The organism is Nocardioides sp. GY 10127 (genome assembly GCF_004919085.1).
Taxonomy (GTDB): Bacteria; Actinomycetota; Actinomycetes; order Propionibacteriales; family Nocardioidaceae; genus Nocardioides.
Map to the genome: position 1 here is coordinate 16,085 of NZ_STGL01000004.1, position 21,008 is coordinate 37,092.

General features: G+C 72.5%; 18 protein-coding genes. 8 read left to right on the top strand and 10 right to left on the bottom strand.

Features of this window, described 5'->3' with window-relative positions:
- Window positions 1-63 precede the first annotated feature (63 nt).
- Window positions 64-1,554: an MFS transporter gene (locus E8D37_RS07140; RefSeq protein WP_136569105.1), complete on the bottom strand. Its 1,491-nt coding sequence runs from the start codon at window positions 1,552-1,554 to the stop codon at window positions 64-66.
- Between the two features lie 1,005 nt (window positions 1,555-2,559).
- Between E8D37_RS07140 and E8D37_RS07145 the strand changes: the two genes are divergently transcribed.
- The 5 genes from E8D37_RS07145 to E8D37_RS07165 all read left to right on the top strand — a co-directional run bounded on the left by E8D37_RS07145 (window position 2,560) and on the right by E8D37_RS07165 (window position 8,933).
- Complete coding sequence (locus E8D37_RS07145) at window positions 2,560-2,916, top strand: DUF485 domain-containing protein (protein ID WP_136569106.1); 357 nt, start codon at window positions 2,560-2,562, stop codon at window positions 2,914-2,916.
- 1 nt (window position 2,917) lies between these two features.
- Window positions 2,918-4,549, top strand: a complete 1,632-nt coding sequence (locus E8D37_RS07150) for a cation acetate symporter (protein ID WP_136569107.1) — start codon at window positions 2,918-2,920, stop codon at window positions 4,547-4,549.
- Between the two features lie 357 nt (window positions 4,550-4,906).
- Window positions 4,907-6,877 (top strand): acetate--CoA ligase, encoded by a 1,971-nt coding sequence (gene acs, locus E8D37_RS07155; RefSeq protein ID WP_136569108.1) that lies wholly within the window; start codon window positions 4,907-4,909, stop codon window positions 6,875-6,877.
- 206 nt (window positions 6,878-7,083) lie between these two features.
- A complete protein-coding gene (nhaA, locus tag E8D37_RS07160) occupies window positions 7,084-8,412 on the top strand; it encodes a Na+/H+ antiporter NhaA (protein ID WP_136569109.1) in 1,329 nt (442 codons plus the stop codon).
- Window positions 8,413-8,534: 122 nt separating this feature from the next.
- Complete coding sequence (locus E8D37_RS07165; RefSeq protein ID WP_240770256.1) at window positions 8,535-8,933, top strand: phage holin family protein; 399 nt, start codon at window positions 8,535-8,537, stop codon at window positions 8,931-8,933.
- A gap of 51 nt (window positions 8,934-8,984) precedes the next feature.
- Here the strand turns inward: E8D37_RS07165 and E8D37_RS07170 are convergent, their stop codons facing one another.
- Genes E8D37_RS07170 through nth form a run of 4 tightly spaced genes read right to left on the bottom strand, consistent with a single transcriptional unit; the run spans window position 8,985 to window position 12,227 of the window.
- Window positions 8,985-10,157 carry a MarP family serine protease gene (locus tag E8D37_RS07170; RefSeq protein ID WP_136569111.1) on the bottom strand — a complete coding sequence of 391 codons (1,173 nt, stop codon included), beginning with the start codon at window positions 10,155-10,157 and terminating at the stop codon, window positions 8,985-8,987.
- Window positions 10,154-10,897: a CoA pyrophosphatase gene (locus E8D37_RS07175; RefSeq protein WP_240770257.1), complete on the bottom strand. Its 744-nt coding sequence runs from the start codon at window positions 10,895-10,897 to the stop codon at window positions 10,154-10,156. The genes E8D37_RS07170 and E8D37_RS07175 overlap by 4 nt, the downstream gene beginning before the upstream one ends.
- The gene (locus E8D37_RS07180) at window positions 10,894-11,574 is read right to left on the bottom strand and encodes a TlpA disulfide reductase family protein (RefSeq protein WP_136569112.1); all 681 of its coding nucleotides are present in this window, start codon (window positions 11,572-11,574) and stop codon (window positions 10,894-10,896) included. Before E8D37_RS07180 ends, E8D37_RS07175 begins: the two co-directional genes overlap by 4 nt.
- A complete protein-coding gene (gene nth / locus E8D37_RS07185) occupies window positions 11,571-12,227 on the bottom strand; it encodes an endonuclease III (protein WP_136569127.1) in 657 nt (218 codons plus the stop codon). Before nth ends, E8D37_RS07180 begins: the two co-directional genes overlap by 4 nt.
- 331 nt (window positions 12,228-12,558) lie before the next feature.
- Here nth and E8D37_RS07190 point away from each other — a divergent pair, with 331 nt between their 5' ends.
- On the top strand, window positions 12,559-13,194 hold the full coding sequence (locus E8D37_RS07190) for a Crp/Fnr family transcriptional regulator (protein WP_346763586.1): 636 nt from the start codon (window positions 12,559-12,561) through the stop codon (window positions 13,192-13,194).
- 163 nt (window positions 13,195-13,357) lie between these two features.
- Window positions 13,358-14,701, top strand: coding sequence for a sodium:proton exchanger (locus tag E8D37_RS07195; RefSeq protein WP_136569114.1), 1,344 nt, complete (start codon window positions 13,358-13,360; stop codon window positions 14,699-14,701).
- Window positions 14,702-14,761: 60 nt separating this feature from the next.
- On the opposite strand, the gene E8D37_RS07200 is transcribed toward E8D37_RS07195, so the two are convergent.
- From E8D37_RS07200 to E8D37_RS07215, 5 genes are all read right to left on the bottom strand, one after another.
- Window positions 14,762-15,607: an MBL fold metallo-hydrolase gene (locus tag E8D37_RS07200; protein WP_240770258.1), complete on the bottom strand. Its 846-nt coding sequence runs from the start codon at window positions 15,605-15,607 to the stop codon at window positions 14,762-14,764.
- Complete coding sequence (locus E8D37_RS07205) at window positions 15,604-16,491, bottom strand: NUDIX hydrolase (RefSeq protein ID WP_206055627.1); 888 nt, start codon at window positions 16,489-16,491, stop codon at window positions 15,604-15,606. The genes E8D37_RS07200 and E8D37_RS07205 overlap by 4 nt, the downstream gene beginning before the upstream one ends.
- Before the next feature lie 3 nt (window positions 16,492-16,494).
- Window positions 16,495-16,953 (bottom strand): RidA family protein, encoded by a 459-nt coding sequence (locus tag E8D37_RS07210; protein WP_136569115.1) that lies wholly within the window; start codon window positions 16,951-16,953, stop codon window positions 16,495-16,497.
- Window positions 16,950-17,102 carry a hypothetical protein gene (locus tag E8D37_RS19780; RefSeq protein ID WP_168929669.1) on the bottom strand — a complete coding sequence of 51 codons (153 nt, stop codon included), beginning with the start codon at window positions 17,100-17,102 and terminating at the stop codon, window positions 16,950-16,952. Before E8D37_RS19780 ends, E8D37_RS07210 begins: the two co-directional genes overlap by 4 nt.
- A 121-nt stretch (window positions 17,103-17,223) precedes the next feature.
- Window positions 17,224-18,945 (bottom strand): BCCT family transporter, encoded by a 1,722-nt coding sequence (locus E8D37_RS07215; RefSeq protein WP_240770259.1) that lies wholly within the window; start codon window positions 18,943-18,945, stop codon window positions 17,224-17,226.
- A 474-nt stretch (window positions 18,946-19,419) separates the two neighbouring features.
- Between E8D37_RS07215 and E8D37_RS07220 the strand changes: the two genes are divergently transcribed.
- On the top strand, window positions 19,420-20,934 hold the full coding sequence (locus E8D37_RS07220) for a PTS fructose transporter subunit IIBC (protein ID WP_136569116.1): 1,515 nt from the start codon (window positions 19,420-19,422) through the stop codon (window positions 20,932-20,934).
- Window positions 20,935-21,008: the final 74 nt, after the last annotated feature.

Sequence of the window (21,008 nt, forward strand, 5' to 3'; positions counted from 1 at the left end):
TGCGGGAAGCACTGCGCCGGGCCCGGGTCGTCGTTGACCCGGGCCCGGCTCAGGGGTGGAACGTCAGGCCTTGGCCTTGGCCAGCGGGGAGCCGGCGCGGGAGTAGACGGCCCAGGTGACGACGGCGCAGACCACGTAGTAGCCGATGAACAGCGTGAACGCGTTCTGGACGGCGTCGAGCGGGGCGGTGATCCACGGGTTGCCGAACATCATCGGGATGAAGAAGCCACCGATGGCACCGGCGGCACCGATGATGCCGACGGCCGCGGAGGCCTCCTTGGTCGCCTCGAGGACGACGGCCTTGCGGTCGGCACCGGCGGGAGCCTTGGCGAGGGCCTCGAAGCGCCAGATCGTCGGGATCATCCGGTACAGCGAGCCGTTGCCGACACCGGTGGCCGCGAAGACCAGCAGGAAGAACGTCAGGAACAGCGGGAAGTGCTCCTTGTTGGCGGCCGCGGCGGCGGCCGGGTCAGCGGCACCGGCGATGGGGGTGAGCTGGGTCTGGACCCAGAGCACGGCGGCGGTGAAGACGATCATCGCGACGAAGGCGCCGATGGTGACCTTGGTGCCGCCGAAGCGGTCGGCCAGGATGCCGCCGGCGGGGCGGGTGAAGGAGCCGACGAGGGCGCCGAGGAAGGCGAAGAAGGCGAAGTTGATGCCGCCGACGACCAGGCCGGACTCGGCGTCGATGAGCGAGAAGTCGATCTTGATCAGCAGGGGCATCGCGGCGGAGTAGCCGATGAAGGAGCCGAAGGTGCCGATGTAGAGGAACGAGAGGATCCAGGTCTGCGAGCGCTTGGTGACCTGGGCGGTCTCCCGGGTCGAGGCGACGGCGGTGCCGAGGTTGTTCATGAAGAACCAGGCGCCGGCGGCGGCGATGACGGCGAGGGCGACGTAGACCCAGCCGGCCCGCTCGAGGTGGATGCCGTTCTCGGAGGCCTTGACCAGGCCGAACACGCCCGCGCCACCGACGATGACGGGGAGGGCGAACTGGATCACGGAGACGCCCACGTTGCCGCCGGCGGCGTTGAGGCCGAGGGCCGCGCCCTTCTTGTCGGCGGGGTAGAAGGCGTTGATGTTCGCCATCGAGGAGGCGAAGTTGCCGCCGCCGAGGCCGGCGGTCGCGGCGATGAGGATCATCGCCCAGTACGGCGTGGAGGTGTGCTGCACGGCGTAGACGTAGAGCAGCGTCGGGACGAGCAGCAGCGCGGCGCTGGCGACGGTCCAGTTGCGGCCGCCGAACTTCGGCACGGCGAAGGTGTAGGGCACGCGGATGAGCGAACCGATGAGGTTCGGGGCCGCGACGAGGAAGAAGAGCTGCTGCGGCGTGTAGCCGAAGCTCTTGCCCAGCATGGCGGCCGAGACCGACCAGATCAGCCAGACGGAGAAGCCGAGGTGCTCGGCGAAGATCGACCAACCGAGGTTCCGGCGGGCGACCTGGTGGCCGCCGTTCTCCCAGAACTCGGCGTCCTCGGGACGCCAGTCGTCGATCCAGCGGCCGGTGCGGCGGCGGGCAGCGGCCTTGGTGGCCTGCGGGTTCTGCAAGGTGGTCACGTCGTCTCCTGGAAGGAAGCGTGGGTGCGGTGGTCAGGCGCGGGCTCCCGGTTGGAACGTGGCTGGGCCGCGCTGGTGACACCACGATGTGCCTCGCAGATTTCGCCGAAGGTGCGGCGGCCGTCACTCAATAGTCAACTTCGACTCACCTCCTCACAACCCTCACGGCTGTGAGGTTGTGAGCCCGTGAGGGGCTGCTTACCTGGAGGATCGGGGTCGTGAAGGCAGCGTGAAGACCACGCGGACGGCCGCCGTGAAGCGGGCGTGAAAGCGCGCTGCGGACCCGCTCCGGGCCGCCTCACGGCGTCGTGAGGTCAGCGATCTCACGACCTCACGGCGGACCGCCCGGGCCCACTCGAGGCCCGACTCCAGCGGACCAGCTGCCCGCGATGCCCGAACGGCCACCCCGCCGGAGCGCGGAGACGGTCAGCGGCGAGGAGCCCGCGCCGGGCCGGCCGGAACCAGGACGAGGATGAGGACGAAAAACGGATCGGGCCCGCCCCCTCGAGAGGGGGCGGGCCCGGCCACGTGCGATCCGGCGACGCGCGGGAGCAGATCAGGGTCAAGGCAAGGGGTCCGACCCGGATGGCACCCGCACGTGGCGAGACCGACGTGACAGCACGGTGCGCTCGCAAGATTTCCTGCGGCGCACGAGGGCGTAAACATCGTATGTCGAGTTGCCGCCGCCGCGGAGAGGCAGGTCGTGCGGCAGGACGGCCGGGCCCGAGGACTGGACCGGCGCCACCGGGGTGAGCCGCGGACGACTCTACGGGAAGACCGGGCCGGATTCCGGGAGCGACGGGTCCGCAACGCGGCCGCAACCACTCGGCGTCGACGAGCGGTCGTTCGGCGCTCCTGGACGACCGCTGGGCGAACGCGGGCGTTCGGCTTCTGTCGATGTGACCTGGCCCACTCCTAGGGTGACGCCGATCACACGCCCCGGGGGGCACGGACGGCGCAGGGGCCGTCCGTCCCCGGCAGGCCAGACCCTCGAGGGAGGAAGCAGTGACCGCTCACACCCATCACCCGCACGAGCACGCGCGGCGTCACGACCCGGTCTACGACCGACTGCACGAGAGCGACGACTTCGTCGCGCTCCGCAAGGCCTACCGGGGGTTCGTCTTCCCCGCCACCGTGGCGTTCCTCGCCTGGTACCTCGCCTACGTACTCCTCTCGAGCTTCGCGCACGACTTCATGAGCACCCAGGTGGTCGGCCACGTCAACGTGGCGCTCGTGCTGGGCCTGCTCCAGTTCGTCTCGACCTTCGTCATCGCGTGGCTCTACAGCCGCTACTCCACCAACCGGCTCGACCCGCTGGCCAAGCGCCTCGTCGAGCGCTACGACGCCGAGTCGGAGGACTGAGATGGGCACCCAGGCACTCACCACGATCCTGTTCCTCTCGATCGTCGCCCTGACGATCGGCATCACGGTGTGGGCGAGCCGCTCCACCTCGGGCGCGGCGGACTTCTACGCCGGCGGCCGCTCCTTCTCCGGGTTCCAGAACGGCCTCGCGATCGGCGGCGACTACATGTCGGCGGCCTCGTTCCTCGGCATCTCCGGCGCCATCGCGCTCGCGGGCTACGACGGCTTCCTCTACTCCGTCGGCTTCCTCGTCGCCTGGCTCGTCGCCCTGCTCCTGGTGGCCGAGATGCTGCGGAACTCGGGCCGATACACCATGGCCGACCAGCTGGCCTACCGGATGAAGCAGAAGCCCGTCCGCATGGCCGCCGCCACCTCGACCGTCGTCGTGTCGATCTTCTACCTGCTCGCCCAGATGGTGGGCGCCGGCTCGCTCGTCGCGCTGCTCCTGGGCGTCGAGAGCCAGGCGATCAAGAACTTCGTCATCTTCGCCGTCGGCATCCTGATGATCTTCTACGTCACCGTCGGCGGCATGAAGGGCACCACCTGGGTGCAGATCGTCAAGGCCGTGCTCCTCATGGCCGGCTCCGCCGTCATCGTCGTCATGGTGATGGCCCACTACGGCTTCAACCTCTCCGAGCTGCTGGGTGCGGCCGCCGACAACTCCGGCAAGGGCGAGGCCTTCCTCCAGCCCGGCCTGAAGTACGGCGTCGACCTCACGCACAAGATCGACTTCATCTCGCTCGCCCTCGCGCTCGTGCTGGGCACCGCGGGCCTGCCGCACATCCTCATCCGCTTCTACACCGTGCCCACCTCGCGCGACGCCCGGAAGTCCGTCCTCTGGGCCATCGGCCTCATCGGCGTCTTCTACCTCTTCACCCTGGTCCTCGGCTTCGGTGCCGCGGCCATGCTCAAGGGCGACGAGGCCGCCGAGGTCGCCGCGTCGAAGGGCAACCTGGCCTCCCCGCTGCTCGCCGAGGCCGTCGGCGGCGGCGCCGGCAGCACCGGCGGGGCGATCCTGCTGGCCGTCATCTCGGCCGTCGCGTTCGCGACGATCCTCGCGGTCGTCGCCGGTCTGACGCTGACCTCCTCGGCCTCCGTGGCGCACGACATCTACAACAACGTGCTCCGCAAGGGGCAGGCCACGGAGAAGGAGGAGATCCGGGTGACCCGGATCGCCGCCTTCAGCATCGGCCTCGTCGCGATCATCCTGGCGATCCCGGCCCAGAACCTGAACATCGCGTTCCTGGTCGGCCTGGCCTTCGCGGTGGCGGCCTCCGCCAACCTGCCGGCCATCGTCTACAACATGTTCTGGCGGCGCTTCAACACGCGCGGCGCCACGTGGAGCATCTACGGCGGCCTGGCGTCCTCGCTGATCCTGGTCTTCTTCTCGCCGGTCATGTCCGGCAAGGGCCTCGACCCGGTCACCGGCGCCAACCTGTCGCTGCTGCCGGCCAGCATCGACATCGCCTGGTTCCCGCTGGAGAACCCCGGCATCGTCGCGATCCCGCTGGGCTTCCTGTTCGGGTTCCTCGGCACCATCACCTCCCGTGAGCCCTCCGCCGAGGAGAGCTTCACCGAGCTCGAGGTCCGGGCCCTCACGGGTGCCGGCGCGGAGGAGGCCGTCTCGCACTGACGCCGCGTGGCGCACGCACAGGCACACGCGCAGCCACACCCACGGACGGCCCGGGTCGGAGCACCGACCCGGGCCGTCCCGCTTCACCGGCCCCCGTGGAGCCTCGGCGCCGCTCGTCCGCCCGCAACCGCCGCCCGTCGTGCCCGACCGGCCTCCGGGGCAACGTGACGGCAACCCCGCGTGACGACCCTTTCCCTGCGCCCTAGTGTGACGGGGGACACGCACCGCGCGTCCGCACCACCGCCGCGGCACCACCCAGCACCACCCAGCACAGCCCAGCACGACCCGCAGCACCACCAGCAGCACCCGTCCCCATCCACCCAGTCCCACCCACGTCCTGTCAGGAGATGACCTGCGTTGAGCGAGCAGACCGACGAGACCCTGGCGAACCTGCTCTCGGAGGAGCGGCGCTTCGAGCCGCCCGCCGAGCTGGCCGCCCACGCCAACCTCACCGCCGACGCCTACGCCGCGGCCGAGAAGGACCGCGAGGGCTTCTGGGCCGAGCAGGCCGCCCGCCTGTCCTGGGCCCAGCCGTGGGACCAGGTGCTCGACTGGAGCAACCCGCCCTTCGCCCAGTGGTTCACCGGCGGCAAGATCAACGCCGCCTACAACTGCGTCGACCGCCACGTCGAGGCCGGCCGCGGGGACAAGGTCGCCATCCACTGGGTGGGCGAGCCGCTCGAGGACAAGCGCTCGATCACCTACGCCGAGCTCCAGGACATGGTGAGCCAGGCGGCCAACGCGCTGACCGAGCTCGGCGTGGCCACCGGCGACCGCGTCGCCATCTACATGCCGATGATCCCCGAGGCCGTCGTCGCGATGCTCGCGTGCGCCCGCCTCGGCGCCCCGCACACCGTCGTGTTCGGCGGCTTCTCCGCCGACGCCCTCGCCTCGCGCCTCGACGACTGCCAGGCCAAGGTCGTCATCACCTCCGACGGCGGCTACCGCCGCGGGGCCCCGTCCGCGCTCAAGCCCGCCGTCGACGAGGCCCGCACCAAGACCGACGTCGTCGAGAAGGTCCTCGTCGTCCGGCGCACCGGCCAGGACGTGGCGTGGGACGACTCCGTGGACGTCTGGTGGCACGAGGCCGTCGAGAAGGCGTCCACCGAGCACACCCCCGAGGCCTTCGACGCCGAGCACCCGCTCTACGTCATGTACACCTCGGGCACCACGGGCAAGCCCAAGGGCATCCTGCACACCACCGGCGGCTACCTCACGGGCGCGGCCTACACGCACTGGGCGATCTTCGACCTCAAGCCCGACACCGACGTGTACTGGTGCACCGCCGACATCGGCTGGGTCACCGGCCACAGCTACATCGTCTACGGCCCGCTGGCCAACGGTGCGACCCAGGTGCTCTACGAGGGCACGCCCGACAGCCCCGAGCGCGGCCGCTGGTGGAAGATCATCGAGGAGTACGGCGTCACGCTCTTCTACACGGCGCCCACCGCGATCCGCTCGTTCATGAAGCAGGGCCGCGAGGTCCCGGACTCCTGCGACCTCTCCAGCCTCCGCATCCTCGGCTCGGTCGGCGAGCCGATCAACCCCGAGGCCTACGTCTGGTACCGCTCCGTCATCGGCGGCGACAGGACGCCCGTGGTCGACACCTGGTGGCAGACCGAGACCGGCTCGGTGATGATCTCGCCGCTGCCGGGCGTGACCGCCGGCAAGCCCGGCTCCGCGATGACGCCCATCCCCGGCGTCGGCGCCGAGGTCGTGGACGACGAGGGCAACCCGGTCCCGAACGGCTCCGGCGGCTACCTCGTGCTCACCCAGCCCTGGCCGTCCATGCTCCGCACGATCTGGGGCGACGACGAGCGGTTCAAGGACACCTACTGGTCCCGGTTCGCCAAGCAGGGCTACTACTTCGCCGGCGACGGTGCGAAGAAGGACGAGGACGGCGACATCTGGGTGCTCGGCCGCGTGGACGACGTCATGAACGTCTCCGGCCACCGGCTCTCCACCACCGAGATCGAGTCGGCGCTCGTCTCGCACCCGAAGGTGGCCGAGTCGGCCGTCGTGGGCGCGACCGACGCCGACACCGGCCAGGCCGTCTGCGCGTTCGTCATCCTGCGTGACTCCGCGATCGCCGCGGGCGAGGCCGACGAGGACGTGGTGAAGGAGCTGCGGGCGCACGTCCGCAAGGAGATCGGCCCGATCGCCACCCCGCGCGAGATCATGATCGTCCCCGAGCTGCCGAAGACGCGCTCCGGCAAGATCATGCGGCGCCTCCTGCGCGACGTGGCCGAGAAGCGGGACCTGGGCGACACCTCGACCCTCGCCGACCCGTCGGCGATCGAGTTCCTGAAGTCGGTCAGCAGCAGCTGACCCCCTCGCGGCCGCCCTCCCTCCCCGGCGGCCGACGAGCGGGTCGAGCAGAGGCAGGACGCCGGTGGGCAGCAGCCCACCGGCGTCCTGCTGCGTCCGGGCGCCACGGGCCCACCCCACCGGGGAGCGCGTCGTGGGTAGGGTGTGCCCCAGGTGAGCCGGGAAGTCTGGTCGGCACGGTGACCGTCGACCCCGAAAGGCCCCCTGTGTCCCAGAACCCCCGCCTCTTCGCCCGCGGCAGCTTCCTCGAGAGCTCGCGGATCGCGAACGTCCTACGCGCCGAGACCACCGGCGGCCTGCTGCTCATCGCGGGCGCGGTGATCGCCATCGTCTGGGCCAACACCCCCTGGGCGGACCTGTACACGTCGATCCGCGACTACGAGATCGGCACCGACCACTTCCTCGGCCTGCACCTGCGCCTGTCGATCGGCGCGTGGGCGGCGGACGGCCTGCTCGCCATCTTCTTCTTCGTCGCGGGCCTGGAGCTCAAGCGGGAGTTCGTGGCCGGCGACCTGCGCGACCCGCGCCGGGCGGCCCTGCCGGTGGCCGCGGCGGTCGGCGGCATGATCGCGCCGGCGGTCATCTACACGCTGGTCAACCTGGGTGGCGACGGCCTCCTCGGCTGGGCGATCCCGACCGCCACCGACATCGCCTTCGCGGTCGCGATCCTCGCGGTGATCTCCACCCACCTGCCCAGCGGCCTGCGGACGTTCCTGCTGACCCTGGCGGTGGTCGACGACCTGCTGGCCATCACCATCATCGCGATCTTCTACACCTCCGACCTGCACCTGGTGTACCTGCTGGCCGCCCTCGTCCCGATCGCGGTCTTCGGCTTCCTGGCCCAGAAGCGGATCTTCCCGGGCTACCTGCTCATCCCGCTCGCGGTCATCGCCTGGGTGCTGGTCCACCAGTCCGGCGTGCACGCCACCGTGGCCGGCGTCCTGCTCGGGTTCACGGTGCCCGTGATCCGCAGCGAGAAGAACGGCGGGCCCGACGCGGGCCCCGGCCTCGCCGAGCACCTCGAGCACCTGGTGCGGCCCATCAGCGCGGGCGTGGCCGTGCCCGTGTTCGCGTTCTTCGCGGCCGGCGTCACCGTGGGCGGTCTCTCCGGCCTCGTCGAGGCGCTGCAGGACCCGGTGGCGCTGGGCATCGTCGCGGGCCTGGTGGTCGGCAAGACCATCGGCATCTCGGGCGCCACCTGGCTGCTCTCGACGTTCACGAAGGCCGACCTCGACGAGGAGCTCTCCTGGGTCGACGTCATCGGCATGGCCATGCTGGCCGGCATCGGGTTCACCGTCTCGCTCCTCATCGGCGAGCTCGCGTTCGGCACCGGCAGCGCCGAGGACGACCACGTGAAGGTGGGCGTGCTCGTCGGCTCGATCGTCGCGGCCCTGCTGGCCAGCGTCGTCCTGCGCGCCCGCAACCGGGTCTACCGCAAGCTCTACGAGCTCGAGCAGGTCGACGCCGACCACGACGACATCCCGGACGTCTTCCAGACCGGCGACGGACGTCCCAGCACGCCCCCGGCGTCCTGACGCCGCGGCCCCCGGCCCGCCCCGCCCCGCGGGGACCCGGGCCGGGTGCCCCCGACGGGGTGACCACGAACCGCTAGGGTCGTCCTGCCCGGGACGCACCGCAGAAGGAGCAGCTGATCGCCATGGAGCCGGTCAAGGACACCGATCCCACCATCGGCAAGCTCGTCGCCGACGCCAGCCGCGACCTCTCCACGCTGGTCAAGCAGGAGATCGAGCTCGCCAAGAGCGAGCTCAAGATCAGCGCCAAGTTCGGCGGTGTGGGCGTCGGGCTGTTCGCCGCCGCCGCGTTCCTGGCCTGCCTCACCCTCGTGATGCTGTCCATCACGATCGCCCTCTTCATCAACTGGGACGGCCACGGCCTCCCGCTGATGTGGTCGTTCCTGATCGTGGTCGTCGCCTACGTGCTCATCATCGGCGGCCTGGTCTTCGCCGGCATCCGCAGCGTGAAGAAGGTCCGCGCCCCCGAGCGCGCCATCGCGCAGGGCAAGGAGATCCCGAACGCGCTCAAGGGCAAGGCCTGACGCCTCCCGGCGTCACCTCCCCACGCGCGTCCCGCCTGACCCCGTGCGGGGTCAGGACGCGCAGGCGCCCGTCGAGACCGCCGTGTCGGCGGACTCCCCCGCCTGCGCCGCCTGGGCCACCTGGTCCGCGGTGAGCGCGTAGCCGGTGTCGGAATCGGTCACCGACGCGGCGAAGACCACGCCCACGACGTCGCCCTGCCCGTCGAGGATCGGGCCGCCGGAGTTGCCCGGCCGCACGAGCCCGCGCAGCGAGTAGACCTCGCGCAGCACGGTCCCGTCGCCGTAGATGTCGGGCGAGCGCAGCCGCTGCTCGGCGCGCACGCGCGCGGAGCGCACGTCGTACGGCCCGTCGAGCGGGTAGCCGGCGATCGCCACCGTGTCGCCCGCCGCGGTGTCGTCGAAGTCCAGCGGGGACGCCGTGCCGGTGTCGACGTCGAGGACGGCGATGTCGAGGTCCGGGTCGTAGAGGACGACGGTCGCCGACCGGCTCGTGCCGCTGATGTCGACGTCGGGGTCGGTGATGCCGGCGACCACGTGGGCGTTCGTCATCACCTTGCCGTCGGCATAGACGAAGCCGGTGCCCTCCACGCCCTCGCCGCAGCTGTTGACGCCGGTGACCCGCACGACCGAGGAGGCCGCGGCCGCCACGCCGGGGCGCCGCAGGATGCGGTCGTCACCCGGGTCGACCGCCACGATCGTCTCGCTGTCGAACGGCTCGAGGTACCGGGGGAAGACGCTGGCGCCCACCAGCGTGTTGAACCCCTCGAGGGCGTTGTCGGCCGAGGTCGGCAGCAGCCGGTCCACCTCCGCCAGCACCGTGGAGGAGCGCACCTGGTTGGTGACGCCCGGGATGCGGGTTCCGGAGACCGCCACGCCGAGCGCCCACGCGACCAGCAGGACGGCGGCCGCCGACAGCGCGGCACCGCCCACGGCGTCCACCGCGCGGGCGGGACGCCAGGTCACCCTGTCCCGCACCTTCGCGCCGGTCCACTGGAGGACGGCCTGGCCGACCGAGGCGCAGGCGATGACGATGAAGACCGCGGCCAGCGAGACCAGCAGCGACGAGCCCGCGTCGCCCAGGGCCAGGGGCGCCAGCCAGACGCCCGCGAGGCCGCCGAGCAGCAGCCCGGAGGTGGCGAAGGCGCCGGTGATGAAGCCCTGCCAGTAGCCGGAGAGGGCGTAGGTGGCGGCGAGGACGACCAGCACCCAGTCGAGGATGTTCACAGGTCGTCCTCGATGTCGAGCAGCCGGGCGCGGCGACGGGTCGCCTCGTCCATCCGCAGCATGTAGTCGGGCAGGGTGGCCTCGCGCCGGGTGTCCCAGGGTCGGGACCAGCCCAGGTGGTCCAGGAGGCGGGCGACGATGCCGCCCGTGAAGCCCCACAGGACGACGTCGTGGTCCTCGCCGATGAGGAAGCCCGGCCCGCGGTAGCCGCTGGGGCCGACGACGGTGCGCCGGTGCTCGGGGTCGACCAGCTCGGCCAGGGGGACGCGGTGGATGGCGTGCACCTCGGCGCGGCTGGCCACGTGGACGCCGCCCGGCCCGGCCCACCAGCCGACGACCGGGGTGACGGCGAAGTTCGAGGGCGGCAGCCACAGCTCGGGCAGCCGTCCGACCACCTCGACGGCCGCCGGGTCGAGCCCGACCTCCTCCTCGGCCTCCCGCAACGCGGCCTCCTCGACGCCCTCGCCCTCGTCGAGCGAGCCGCCGGGGAAGGAGACCTGACCCGGGTGCGAGCGCATGTCGTGGGCCCGCTCGGTGAGCAGCAGGTCCCCCGCGTCGTGCCAGGCGTCCGGGTCGGCGTGGTCGACGTCGACGCCGGGGCGCGCACCGAAGAGCACCAGCACGGCGCCGGGGCGGGCGCTGCCGTCGGCGGGCGGCACGAAGCGGGTGAGGTCGGTGGCCCGCATCTCCTGGCAGGCCCGGCGCACGGGCTCCAGCCACGCGGGCGTCGGCAGGCTCACAGGTCCACCCCGAGGTACTGCTCGACGAGCTTCTCCAGCTGCGCGACCGAGGTGATCTCACCGGCGTGGACGTACGCGACGGTCCCGTCGGCGGCGACGAGGACGGTGGTCGGGAACCCCACGATCCGCATCGTCTCGTCGGTGACGATCGCGCCGTCGGTGTCGGCCACCGAGGGGTAGGTGACCCCGGAGTCCCGGAGCAGCTGGAGGGCGGCGGTGGTCTGCGGGTCGGCGTAGTCGACGCCCAGCATGGTCACCTCGTCCCCGTGCTCGGCGTCGAACTCGGCGAGCACCGGCAGCTCCTTGCGGCACGGCGCGCAGCTGGAGTACCAGGCGTTGAGCACGAGCGGCCCCCGCAGGTCGGCCAGGTCCACGTCCGCGCCCCCGCCGAGGCAGGGCAGGGTGAGGTCGGGCAGGCCGCCGTCCACGGCGCCGTCCCCGGTGGCGGTCGGGCAGTCGGCGATCCCGGCGGCGGCCTTGAGCCGCTCCAGCGCGGGGGTGTCGACGTCGATCTTGTCGCCGCCGCCCACGGCCTGCTCGGCGGCGTCCTCCCCGCCGGTGGCGGTGGTCGAGGCGTCCGGAGCGCACCCGGTGAGCGCGAGGACGACGGCCGCGCAGCCCGCGGCGAGGGCGGCGCGCCACCGGCGACCGGCAGCGCGGGCGGGGGTGGGCCTCACGCTCGGCCCTCGGTGCGCACGAGCGCCTGGGCGGCCTCGGGCTCGACGGGGCCGGTGCCGAACGCGGGGCACCAGCGGGAGACCGGGCAGGCCCCGCAGGCGGGCTTCTGCGCGTGGCAGCGACGGCGGCCGTGCCAGATGAGGCGGTGGGACAGCATCGTCCAGTCGCGCCTGGGGAACAGGGCGCCGACGGCGTGCTCGACCTTGACCGGGTCGGTCTCCTCCGTCCAGCCGAACCGGCGGGCGAGGCGGCCGAAGTGGGTGTCGACGGTGATGCCCGGGACGTCGAAGGCGTTGCCGAGCACCACGTTGGCCGTCTTGCGGCCGACCCCGGGCAGCTTCACCAGGTCGTCGAGCCGGGCCGGCACCTGGCCGTCGTGGTCGGCCACGAGCGCTGCGGAGAGCCTGAGCAGCGACTCCGTCTTGGCCCGGAAGAACCCCAGGGGCCCGACGATGCCCTCGAGCGTCTCCCGGTCCGCGGCCGCCATCGAGCGGGGGTCCGGGTAGGCGGCGAACAGCGTGGGCCGCACGGCGTTGACGCGCTTGTCCGTGGTCTGGGCGGAGAGCACCGTGACGACGAGGAGCTGGAAGGGGTCGTCGAAGTCCAGCTCGCAGTGGGCGTCCGGGTAGGTCTCGGCCAGCACGCGGTGCATCCGGCGGGCGCGTCGGACCAGCGACAGCTCGGTCTCACCGACCGTCGAGAAGGCCTTCGGGGCGCGTCGGCGCGGTGCCGTCACCGGCTGGGTCTGCACGTCGTCGTCCGCCACGCCCACGAGGGTAGGCGACGGCACCGACCCCGCCGAGGTGAGCACCTCACACGCCCAGCACAGGAGTCCTCGCCACGCGCGGCGAGCCGACCGCACGTGTCCGGACCACCCCGGATAGGATGCTGACGCCCGACCTGGGTCGGGTGCCCTGAGATGAGCGAGTGGGAGGTCCCTGGTGGACAACGACGTACTGCGTCAGGCGCCGCTGTTCAGCGCGCTGGACGACGAGGCAGCCTCGGCGCTGCGCGCCTCGATGACCGAGAGCCGGCTGCGCCGCGGCGAGGTGCTCTTCCACGAGGGCGACGTCGGCGACAAGCTCTACATCGTGCTCGACGGCAAGGTGAAGCTGGGCCGCACCTCGACCGACGGTCGGGAGAACCTGCTCGCGATCCTCGGACCCGGCCAGATGTTCGGTGAGCTCTCGCTCTTCGACCCGGGCCCGCGCTCGGCCGCCGTCACCGCGGTGACCGACTGCTCCTTCGCGTCCCTCTCCCACGAGGACCTGCTGCGCTGGCTCGAGGGTCGCCCCGTCGTGGCACGCGGCCTGCTCGCCCAGCTCGCCGGCCGCCTGCGCAAGGCCAACGACGTCGTCGCGGACCTGGTGTTCTCCGATGTCCCCGGCCGTGTCGCCAAGGCGCTGCTCGACCTCGCCGACCGCTTCGGCCGCACCGCCGACGACGGCGTCCACGTCAACCACGACCTCACCCAGGAGGAGCTCGCCCAGCTGGTCGGCGCCTCCCGCGAGACCGTGAACAAGGCGCTGGCCGACTTCGTCAGCCGCGGCTGGCTGCGCCTCGAGCCCCGCTCCGTGGTCATCCTCGACCTCGAGCGCCTCGCCAAGCGCGCCCGCTGACCCAGCAGCGCGCCACCTGACACAGCACCGCGCGAGCGACCCAGCACCACCCGCACGACCCCCGACCAGCGGCTCCCCCGGGCCCTGGGTCGGGGGTCGTCGCGCGTCCGGGGCTCCTCGACGGGTGAACCGAGGCACCTGACGCCCCGCGATCCTGTGAGGCATGTCGACGAGCACGGACGTCTCCACCGCCCGCCCGCCGGTGCCGCTCGGGGTCGCGGCCCTCATGGCCGTCCCGGGGACCTACCTCGGCGCGGCCGCCTACCTGGGCCTGCCCGCGCCCCAGATCGCCTCGCCGATCCTCGTGCTGGTCTACGGTCTCGCGATCGTGGGCGCCGCGTTCCTGCTGAGCTGGGCCGCCGAGGCCGTGCAGGTCGACATCAACGCAGGGCTCGCACTGGCGCTGCTGGCGCTGGTCGCCGTGCTGCCCGAGTACGCCGTCGACTTCGTCTTCACCACCCAGTGCGGCGGCGCCTACGCCGGCGACGGCGGGACGCCCGACGTCTGCGGCCTCGCCCTGGCCAACATGACCGGCGCCAACCGGGTGCTCGTCGGCGTCGGCTGGCCGCTCGTCGTCCTCGTCGCGACGCTCGCGCTCTGGCGCGGACGCAAGGACGGCGGGCGCTCGGACAGTGGTCGCGAGGACGGGCGGGGGCACCGCCCCGCCGAGGTCCGCCTGGCCCCGGCGATGAGCGTCGAGGTCGTCTTCCTCGGCCTGGCGACGCTCTACTCCCTCACGCTGCCGCTGCGCGGCAGCCTCACGCTCGTCGACTCCGCGGTCTTCCTGGCGATCTTCGCCGGCTACGCGTGGCGCCTGTCCCGGATGGAGGCCTCCGAGCCCGACCTCCTCGGCACGTCCGCCTGGATGGGCGGCCTCGACACCCGCCCCCGGCGCGCCTGGGTGATCGGCACGTTCGTCGTCGCCGGCCTCGTCATCCTCGCCTGCGCCGAGCACTTCGCGGAGTCGCTCACCTCCACCGGCGAGGAGCTGGGCGTCTCCCAGTTCCTCCTCGTCCAGTGGATCGCCCCGCTGGCCAGCGAGTCCCCCGAGCTGATCGTCGCCTGCCTCTACGCGTGGCGGATGAAGGCGGACGAGTCCCTCGGCGCGCTGCTGTCCTCGAAGGTGAACCAGTGGACGCTGCTCGTCGGCGGTCTCCCGATCGTCTTCGGCCTCACCGCCGGCACCACCGCCGGCCTGCCGATGGACACCGACCAGCGGTTCGAGCTGCTCATCACCGCGGCGCAGTCGCTGTTCGCCGTCGCCCTCCTCCTCGACCTGCGGCTCACGGCACGGGACGCCGGCATCCTGGTCGCCCTCTTCAGCACCCAGTTCCTCGTCAGCGTCCTGGGCACGGACGCCGCGAACCGGTACGTCATCGTCGCGCTGAGCGTCGTCTACCTCGGCTGGGCGGCCGTGCGCATCGCCCGCCGGCTGGGCGTCACCGCGCAGCTGGTCCGCGACGCCACGGTCACGCCCATGTCCGAGCTGCCCACCGAGGTCGCCTGAGCCGACGGCGGCGTGCCGGCGTCAGCGGGCGGGGCCAGGCGTCAGCGGGCGGGGCCGGCGTCAGCGGGCCAGGTACGCCAGCTGCGCGCGGACGGACAGCTCGGCGGCACCCCACAGCACCGGGTCGACGTCCGCGTAGACCTGCTCGACGACGGTGCGGGCGTGGTCGAGCAGGTGCGGGTCGGCCGGCGTGAGCCCAAGGCCCCAGACGGCAGCCCTGACCTGCTCCAGTCGGTCGCGGCGGTGGGCGCGGTAGGCGTCGAGGACGTCGAGGGCCGACGGCAGCACCGGGCCGTGCCCGGGCCACACGGTGGCCGCCTCCACCGACGAGACCAGCGCGTGCAGCCGGTCGAGCGAGCCGAGGTACGCGCCCAGGTCGCCGTCCGGGTGCGCGACCACGGTCGTGCCCCGGCCGAGCACCGTGTCGCCGGTGAGCAGGGCGCGCTCGGCGGGCAGCCAGAAGGACAGCGAGTCGCCGGTGTGGCCCGGGGTCGCCACGACGTGCAGCTCGAGCCCGTCGACGGCCACCACGTCGCCGTCCGCCAGGCCCTCGTCGCCCAGGGTGAGCCCGGGGTCCAGGGCCCGGACGCCGCAGCCGACCCGCTCGGCGAACGACCTCGCCGCCTCCGCGTGGTCGGCGTGGTGGTGGGTGAGCAGGACGGCGGCCACCGACCCGGCCGCCTCCTCGGCGACCCCCGCGACGGCGTCCAGGTGCGCGATCAGCTCGGGGCCGGGGTCGACGACGACGCAGCGCGAGGCGCCGGGCTCGGCCAGGACCCAGGTGTTCGTGCCATCGAGCGTCATCGGGCCGGCGTTGGCGGCGAGCACGCAGCGTCCGCGCTCCCCGAACGTGCCCCCGGCCCAGCGGGCGGCGCCCGCCGACGCCGCGGACGACCCGTCGCTCACCTGGCCCGCCCGCGGGCCGCGAGCAGCCGCTCCAGGCGGTCGGGGTAGCGGAAGAACCAGCCGTCGTCGGTCTCGTGCGGCACGGGCGTGAACAGCGTGAGGTCACGGCCGGACGCGTCCGCGAGCGCGTCGGCGACCGTCGCGAACGAGCCCGCCTCCAGGGAGGTCAGGTACGTGGGCGGCATCATCGCCACCTCGCCGGCCTCGGCGCGCTCGGCCTGGCCCAGCGCCGGGGCCCACTCCACGGAGGTGGACTCGCCCGAGACGTCCCGCGTGGCCTGGCCGGCCGGGAGCGCCGCGGCGAGGAACCAGGTGCGGTAGCGCCGGGGCTCGAGCTCGGGCGTGGTCCAGGCGTCCCAGGGGTGCAGGAGGTCGCTGCGCAGCACGAGACCGCGGCGGCGCAGGAGGTCTCCCAGCGCCAGGTCGCGGGACTCCAGGGCGGCCCGGTCGGCCTCCCACCCGGCCAGGTCCCCCTCGTCGTCCGTGCGGACGACGTCCGCCGACCCGTCCGGGGCGGCCAGCAGCACCCCCGACTCCTCGAAGGTCTCCCGCACCGCGGCGCACACCACCGCCCGGGCCTCGGACTCGGTGCACCCGAGCCGGTCCGCCCAGCGCGCGGGCGAAGGCCCGGCCCAGGGCACGTCACCGTCCGCGTCGCGGGGGTCGACCCCGCCGCCGGGGTAGACGGCCATGCCCGCGGCGAAGGCCATCGAGCGCTGCCGGAGCAGGTAGTAGGTCTCGACACCGCCCGGGCCGTCCCGCAGGAGGAGCACGGTGGCCGCGTCCCGCGGCGCGGCCGGCGTGCGGCGTCCCGCCGCCACCTCCCGCGCCGCCTCGACGAGCTCGGGAGGCAGCGGGGTGGGCGGCAGCGGGACGTGGGGCACGGCTCAGGCGACCTCGACGACGAGCTCGACCTCGACGGGCGCGTCGAGCGGGAGGACCGGGACGCCGACCGCGGACCGGGCGTGCACGCCGGCCTCGCCGAAGGCCTGGCCCAGCAGCTCGGAGGCGCCGTTGGCGACGCCCGGCTGGCCGGTGAAGTCCGGCGTGGAGGCGATGAAGGCGACCACCTTCACCACGCGGGCGACCAGGGAGAGGTCGCCCAGCTCGGCCTTGACGGCCGCGATCGCGTTGAGGGCGCACTGCTGCGCGCAGGCGTAGGCCTCCTCGGCGGTCACCTCGCCGCCGACCTTGCCGGTGGCCATGAGCTCCCCGGCGCGCATGGGCAGCTGGCCCGAGGTGAAGACGTGCCGGCCGCTGCGGACGGCGGGCGTGTAGGAGGCGACCGGCGCCACCACGTCCGGCACCGCCAGGCCGAGCTCGGCGAGCCGCTCCTCGGGGGTCACTCGGCCGGCCGCTTCAGGAAGGCGACGAGGCCGCCCTGGGCGTTGGTCTGGATGGTCACCAGCTCCCAGCCGTCCTCGCCGAAGTTGTTGAGCATGAGGGCCTCGTTGTGGAGCGGGATGGGCGCCACCTGGTACTGCCACTTGGTCATGCCCGCACCCTACTCATGACGCGCCCGCCCGCGCCGCGCCCGGACCTCCCGCGCCCGGACGCGGCACCGCCCCCGGCGCCTTCCCGGGAGGGGTGGCGGCGAGGGCGGTGGGCGGAGTGCGTCAGGCGCCGGCGCTGCCAGTGCTGGACGTGGCGCCGTACGTGGCGGCGGACGTGGTGCCGGACGGGGACTGGCCGTCGTGCTCCCCGGCAGCGATCTCCTCGGCGATGTCGCGGGCCAGCCAGCGCCGGCGGCGCCGCTGGATCATCCGCTGCTCGCCCATGAGCGCCTTGGCCGTGGCCACCACCATCAGGACCATCACGATGCTGAACGGCATCGCCACGAGGATCGACATCGTCTGGAGCGCCGAGAGGCCCCCCGCGACGAGCAGCACCGCGGCGACGACGCCCTCCATCGTGGCCCAGAAGGCACGGCTCCAGATCGGCGGGTTGGGGTTGCCGCCCTCGGCCAGCATGTCGACCACGAAGGAGCCGGAGTCGGAGCTGGTGACGAAGAAGACGACGATGAGGACGATCGCCACGACCGCCAGGACGGTGCCGAACGGCAGGCCCTCGAGCAGCTGGAAGAGGGCGGTGTCGGTGTTGACGGTGCCGTCCGCGTTCACGAGGCCACCGCTGCCGTAGAGCTCGCGGTACAGGGCGGAGCCGCCGAGCACGGAGAACCACAGGAACGTGACGAGGGTCGGGACGAGCAGGACGCCGCCGACGAACTCGCGGACGGTGCGGCCGCGGGAGATGCGGGCGATGAAGACGCCGACGAACGGCGCCCAGCTCATCCACCAGCCCCAGTAGTAGGTGGTCCACCCCGACAGCCAGGTCTCGCCCGCCTGGCCGGTGAAGGGCCGGACGTTGAACGCCATCGACAGGAAGTTCTGCAGGTAGGACCCGATCTGGGTGACGAAGTCCGAGAGCAGGAACACGGTCGGGCCCAGGATCAGCACGAGGAGCACCAGTCCGGCGGCGACGCCCATGTTGATGTTCGACAGGATCTTGATGCCCTTGTCGACGCCCGAGATGACGGACACGAGCGCGACCGCGGTGATGGCGGCGATGAGCACCACCAGGAGCGGGGTCGAGGCCTCGTCCACCACGCCGAGGAAGCTCAGGCCGGCGCCGACCTGCGTGACGCCGAAGCCCAGCGAGGTCGCGACGCCGAACAGGGTGCCGACGACGGCGATGACGTCGACGACGTCGCCCCAGAAGCCGAGGATGCGCTTGCCGAACAGCGGCTCGAGCGCATACCGAATGGAGATCGGGCGGCCCTTGCGGTGCACCGCGTAGGCGATCGCGAGACCCACGACGACGTAGATCGCCCAGGCGTGGAGGCCCCAGTGCAGGAACGTGGTGTCCATGGCGACGCGGGCGACGTAGCCCTCGCCACGGCCCGTGTCGGTGCCCGGCGGCGGGCTCGCGAAGTGGTTGAGCGGCTCGGCGACGCCCCAGTAGACGAGGCCGATGCCCATGCCGGCGGCGAAGAGCATGGCGAACCAGGAGAAGAGGCCGAACTCGGGCTCCTCGTCGTCCTTGCCCAGGACGATCTCGCCGACCGGCGACAGCGCGGCCCAGAGCGAGAAGGCGACGAAGCCGGTGACCACGAGCACGTAGAACCAGCCGAGGTCCTGCACCACCGAGGTGTTGACCGCCGTGACGAACTCCCCGAAGCGGCCCGGGATCACGGCGGCGATCACCACGAACGCGAGGAGGAGGCCGGCGGAGGGCAGGAACACCCGGGGGGCGCCCATGCGTGGACGCCAGCCGGAGCGCTCGGGCTCCGGGGCGCTGCTCGCCTGCTCGACGTGGTCGGTGGGGGGACTGCTGGTCATGCTTGCCTCTCGGTGGACGACGATGGCCGTGACTACTGATTGCCGGATCCGGGGGCGTCCAACCGCCCTCGCCGCAACTTTTACTCAGGCGGTTCTCAGGCGGACGCGGGCCGCGCGGCGCCCCGCGGGCAGCCCTCGGGCACACCTCAGCGGGGGTCACGGCAGCGGGGTGCCGGACCGGCAAACGGTCATCCACACTGCCCCGGACCTGCGGGGATGTCACATCGCGGGGTCATCTCAGGAGGGTTCGGCGACTGCCGATCGGGTCCTCAAGAGCGTCCTGACGGGCCCGTCTCCCGCGGCTCGCGCACGCCCACCTGTGCCCGCTTTTTGCTTCGTTCTCCTGTTTTCATGTGGTTTCAGGTTGCTTTTAGGGCGACCCAGGTCACACAATCTCGGTGACAGGGGTCACAGGGCTCCCGGGGATCGACCCGGAGGGCGGCCGCAGGCCCCCAGGACAGAAGGACCAGGACCATGAAGCTCATCGCCGTGACGTCGTGCCCCACGGGCATCGCGCACACCTACATGGCTGCCGAGGCGCTGGAGATCGCTGCGCGCAACGCCGGCCACGAGATCGTCGTCGAGACGCAGGGCGCCGGCGGCGCCCAGCGCCTCTCGGCCGAGGCCCTCACCTCCGCCGAGGCCGTCATCTTCGCCGCGGACGTGGAGGTGCGCGACAAGCAGCGCTTCGCGGGCATCCCCACGGTGACGTCCGGCGTGAAGCGGGCGATCAACGACGCCGCCGGCCTGGTCGAGGAGGCCGTCGCGGCCGCCGCCCAGGGCCGCACCGCTCCGTCCGCCGCCTCCGCCGTCAGCGGCGGCCCGGCGCTGGCCAGCAAGGTCGACGCCTCCGGCGGCATCGGCACCCGCGTGCGCCAGTGGCTGATGACCGGCGTGAGCTACATGATCCCGTTCGTCGCCGCGGGCGGCATCCTCATCGCCCTCGGCTTCATGCTCGCCAACTTCGTCGGCGGCAAGAGCGGCGCGATCGACGTGACCGGCATCGCCGTCACCGACCTCATCACCGACTTCGACCCGACGTCGGGCATGCAGTGGGCCGCGCTCCTCTTCCAGGCCGGCGTCGCCGCCTTCGGCTTCCTCGTCCCGGTCCTCGCCGGCTTCATCGCCTTCGCGATCGCCGACCGCCCCGGCATCGCCCCCGGCTTCGTCGCCGGTGCGCTGGCCGGCACCGTCGGCGCCGGCTTCCTCGGCGGCCTGGTCGGCGGTTTCCTCGCCGGTCTCATCGCCCTGGGCATCAGCCGTCTCAACGTGCCCCGCAGCCTCGCGAGCATCATGCCCGTCGTGGTGACCCCGCTGCTGTCGACGCTGGCCGTCGCCATCATCATGCTGCTCATCCTGGGCCGCCCGCTGGCCGCCCTGCAGACCGCGCTCACCGACGGCCTCAACTCGATGTCCGGCAGCTCCCTCATCGTCCTCGGCCTCGTGCTCGGCCTGATGATGGCCTTCGACATGGGCGGCCCGGTCAACAAGGTTGCCTACACCTTCGCCGCCGGCGGGCTCACCGCCGAGGCCATCGCCTCCAACGGCACCGAGCTCACCGTCATGGCGATCGTCATGGCCGCCGGCATGACCCCGCCGCTGGGCCTCGCGCTGGCCACCGTGGTGCGCAAGAACCTGTTCACCGCGGCCGAGCGCGAGAACGGCAAGGCCGCCTGGCTGCTGGGCGCCTCCTTCATCACCGAGGGCGCCATCCCGTTCGCCGCGGCCGACCCGCTGCGCGTCATCCCCTCGATCATGGTCGGCTCCGGCATCACCGGCGCCCTGGTCGGCGCCTTCGGCAGCGGCCTGGCCGCCCCGCACGGCGGCATCTGGGTCACCCCGCTGATCTCCGGCATCCCCGGCTACCTGGCCGCCATCGTCATCGGCACCCTGGTGACCGCCGGCATGGTCATCGTCCTCAAGGGCGCCGGCCGCCGCTCCCTCGTCGAGGAGAACGCCTCGGCCGACCAGGTCGCGCTCGCCCACTGAGTCACCCGCTGAAGCACCCCTGACCCCCTCGCCCCGAGAGGTCCCTGGAGAGGGCCCGGCACGCACCGCGTGCC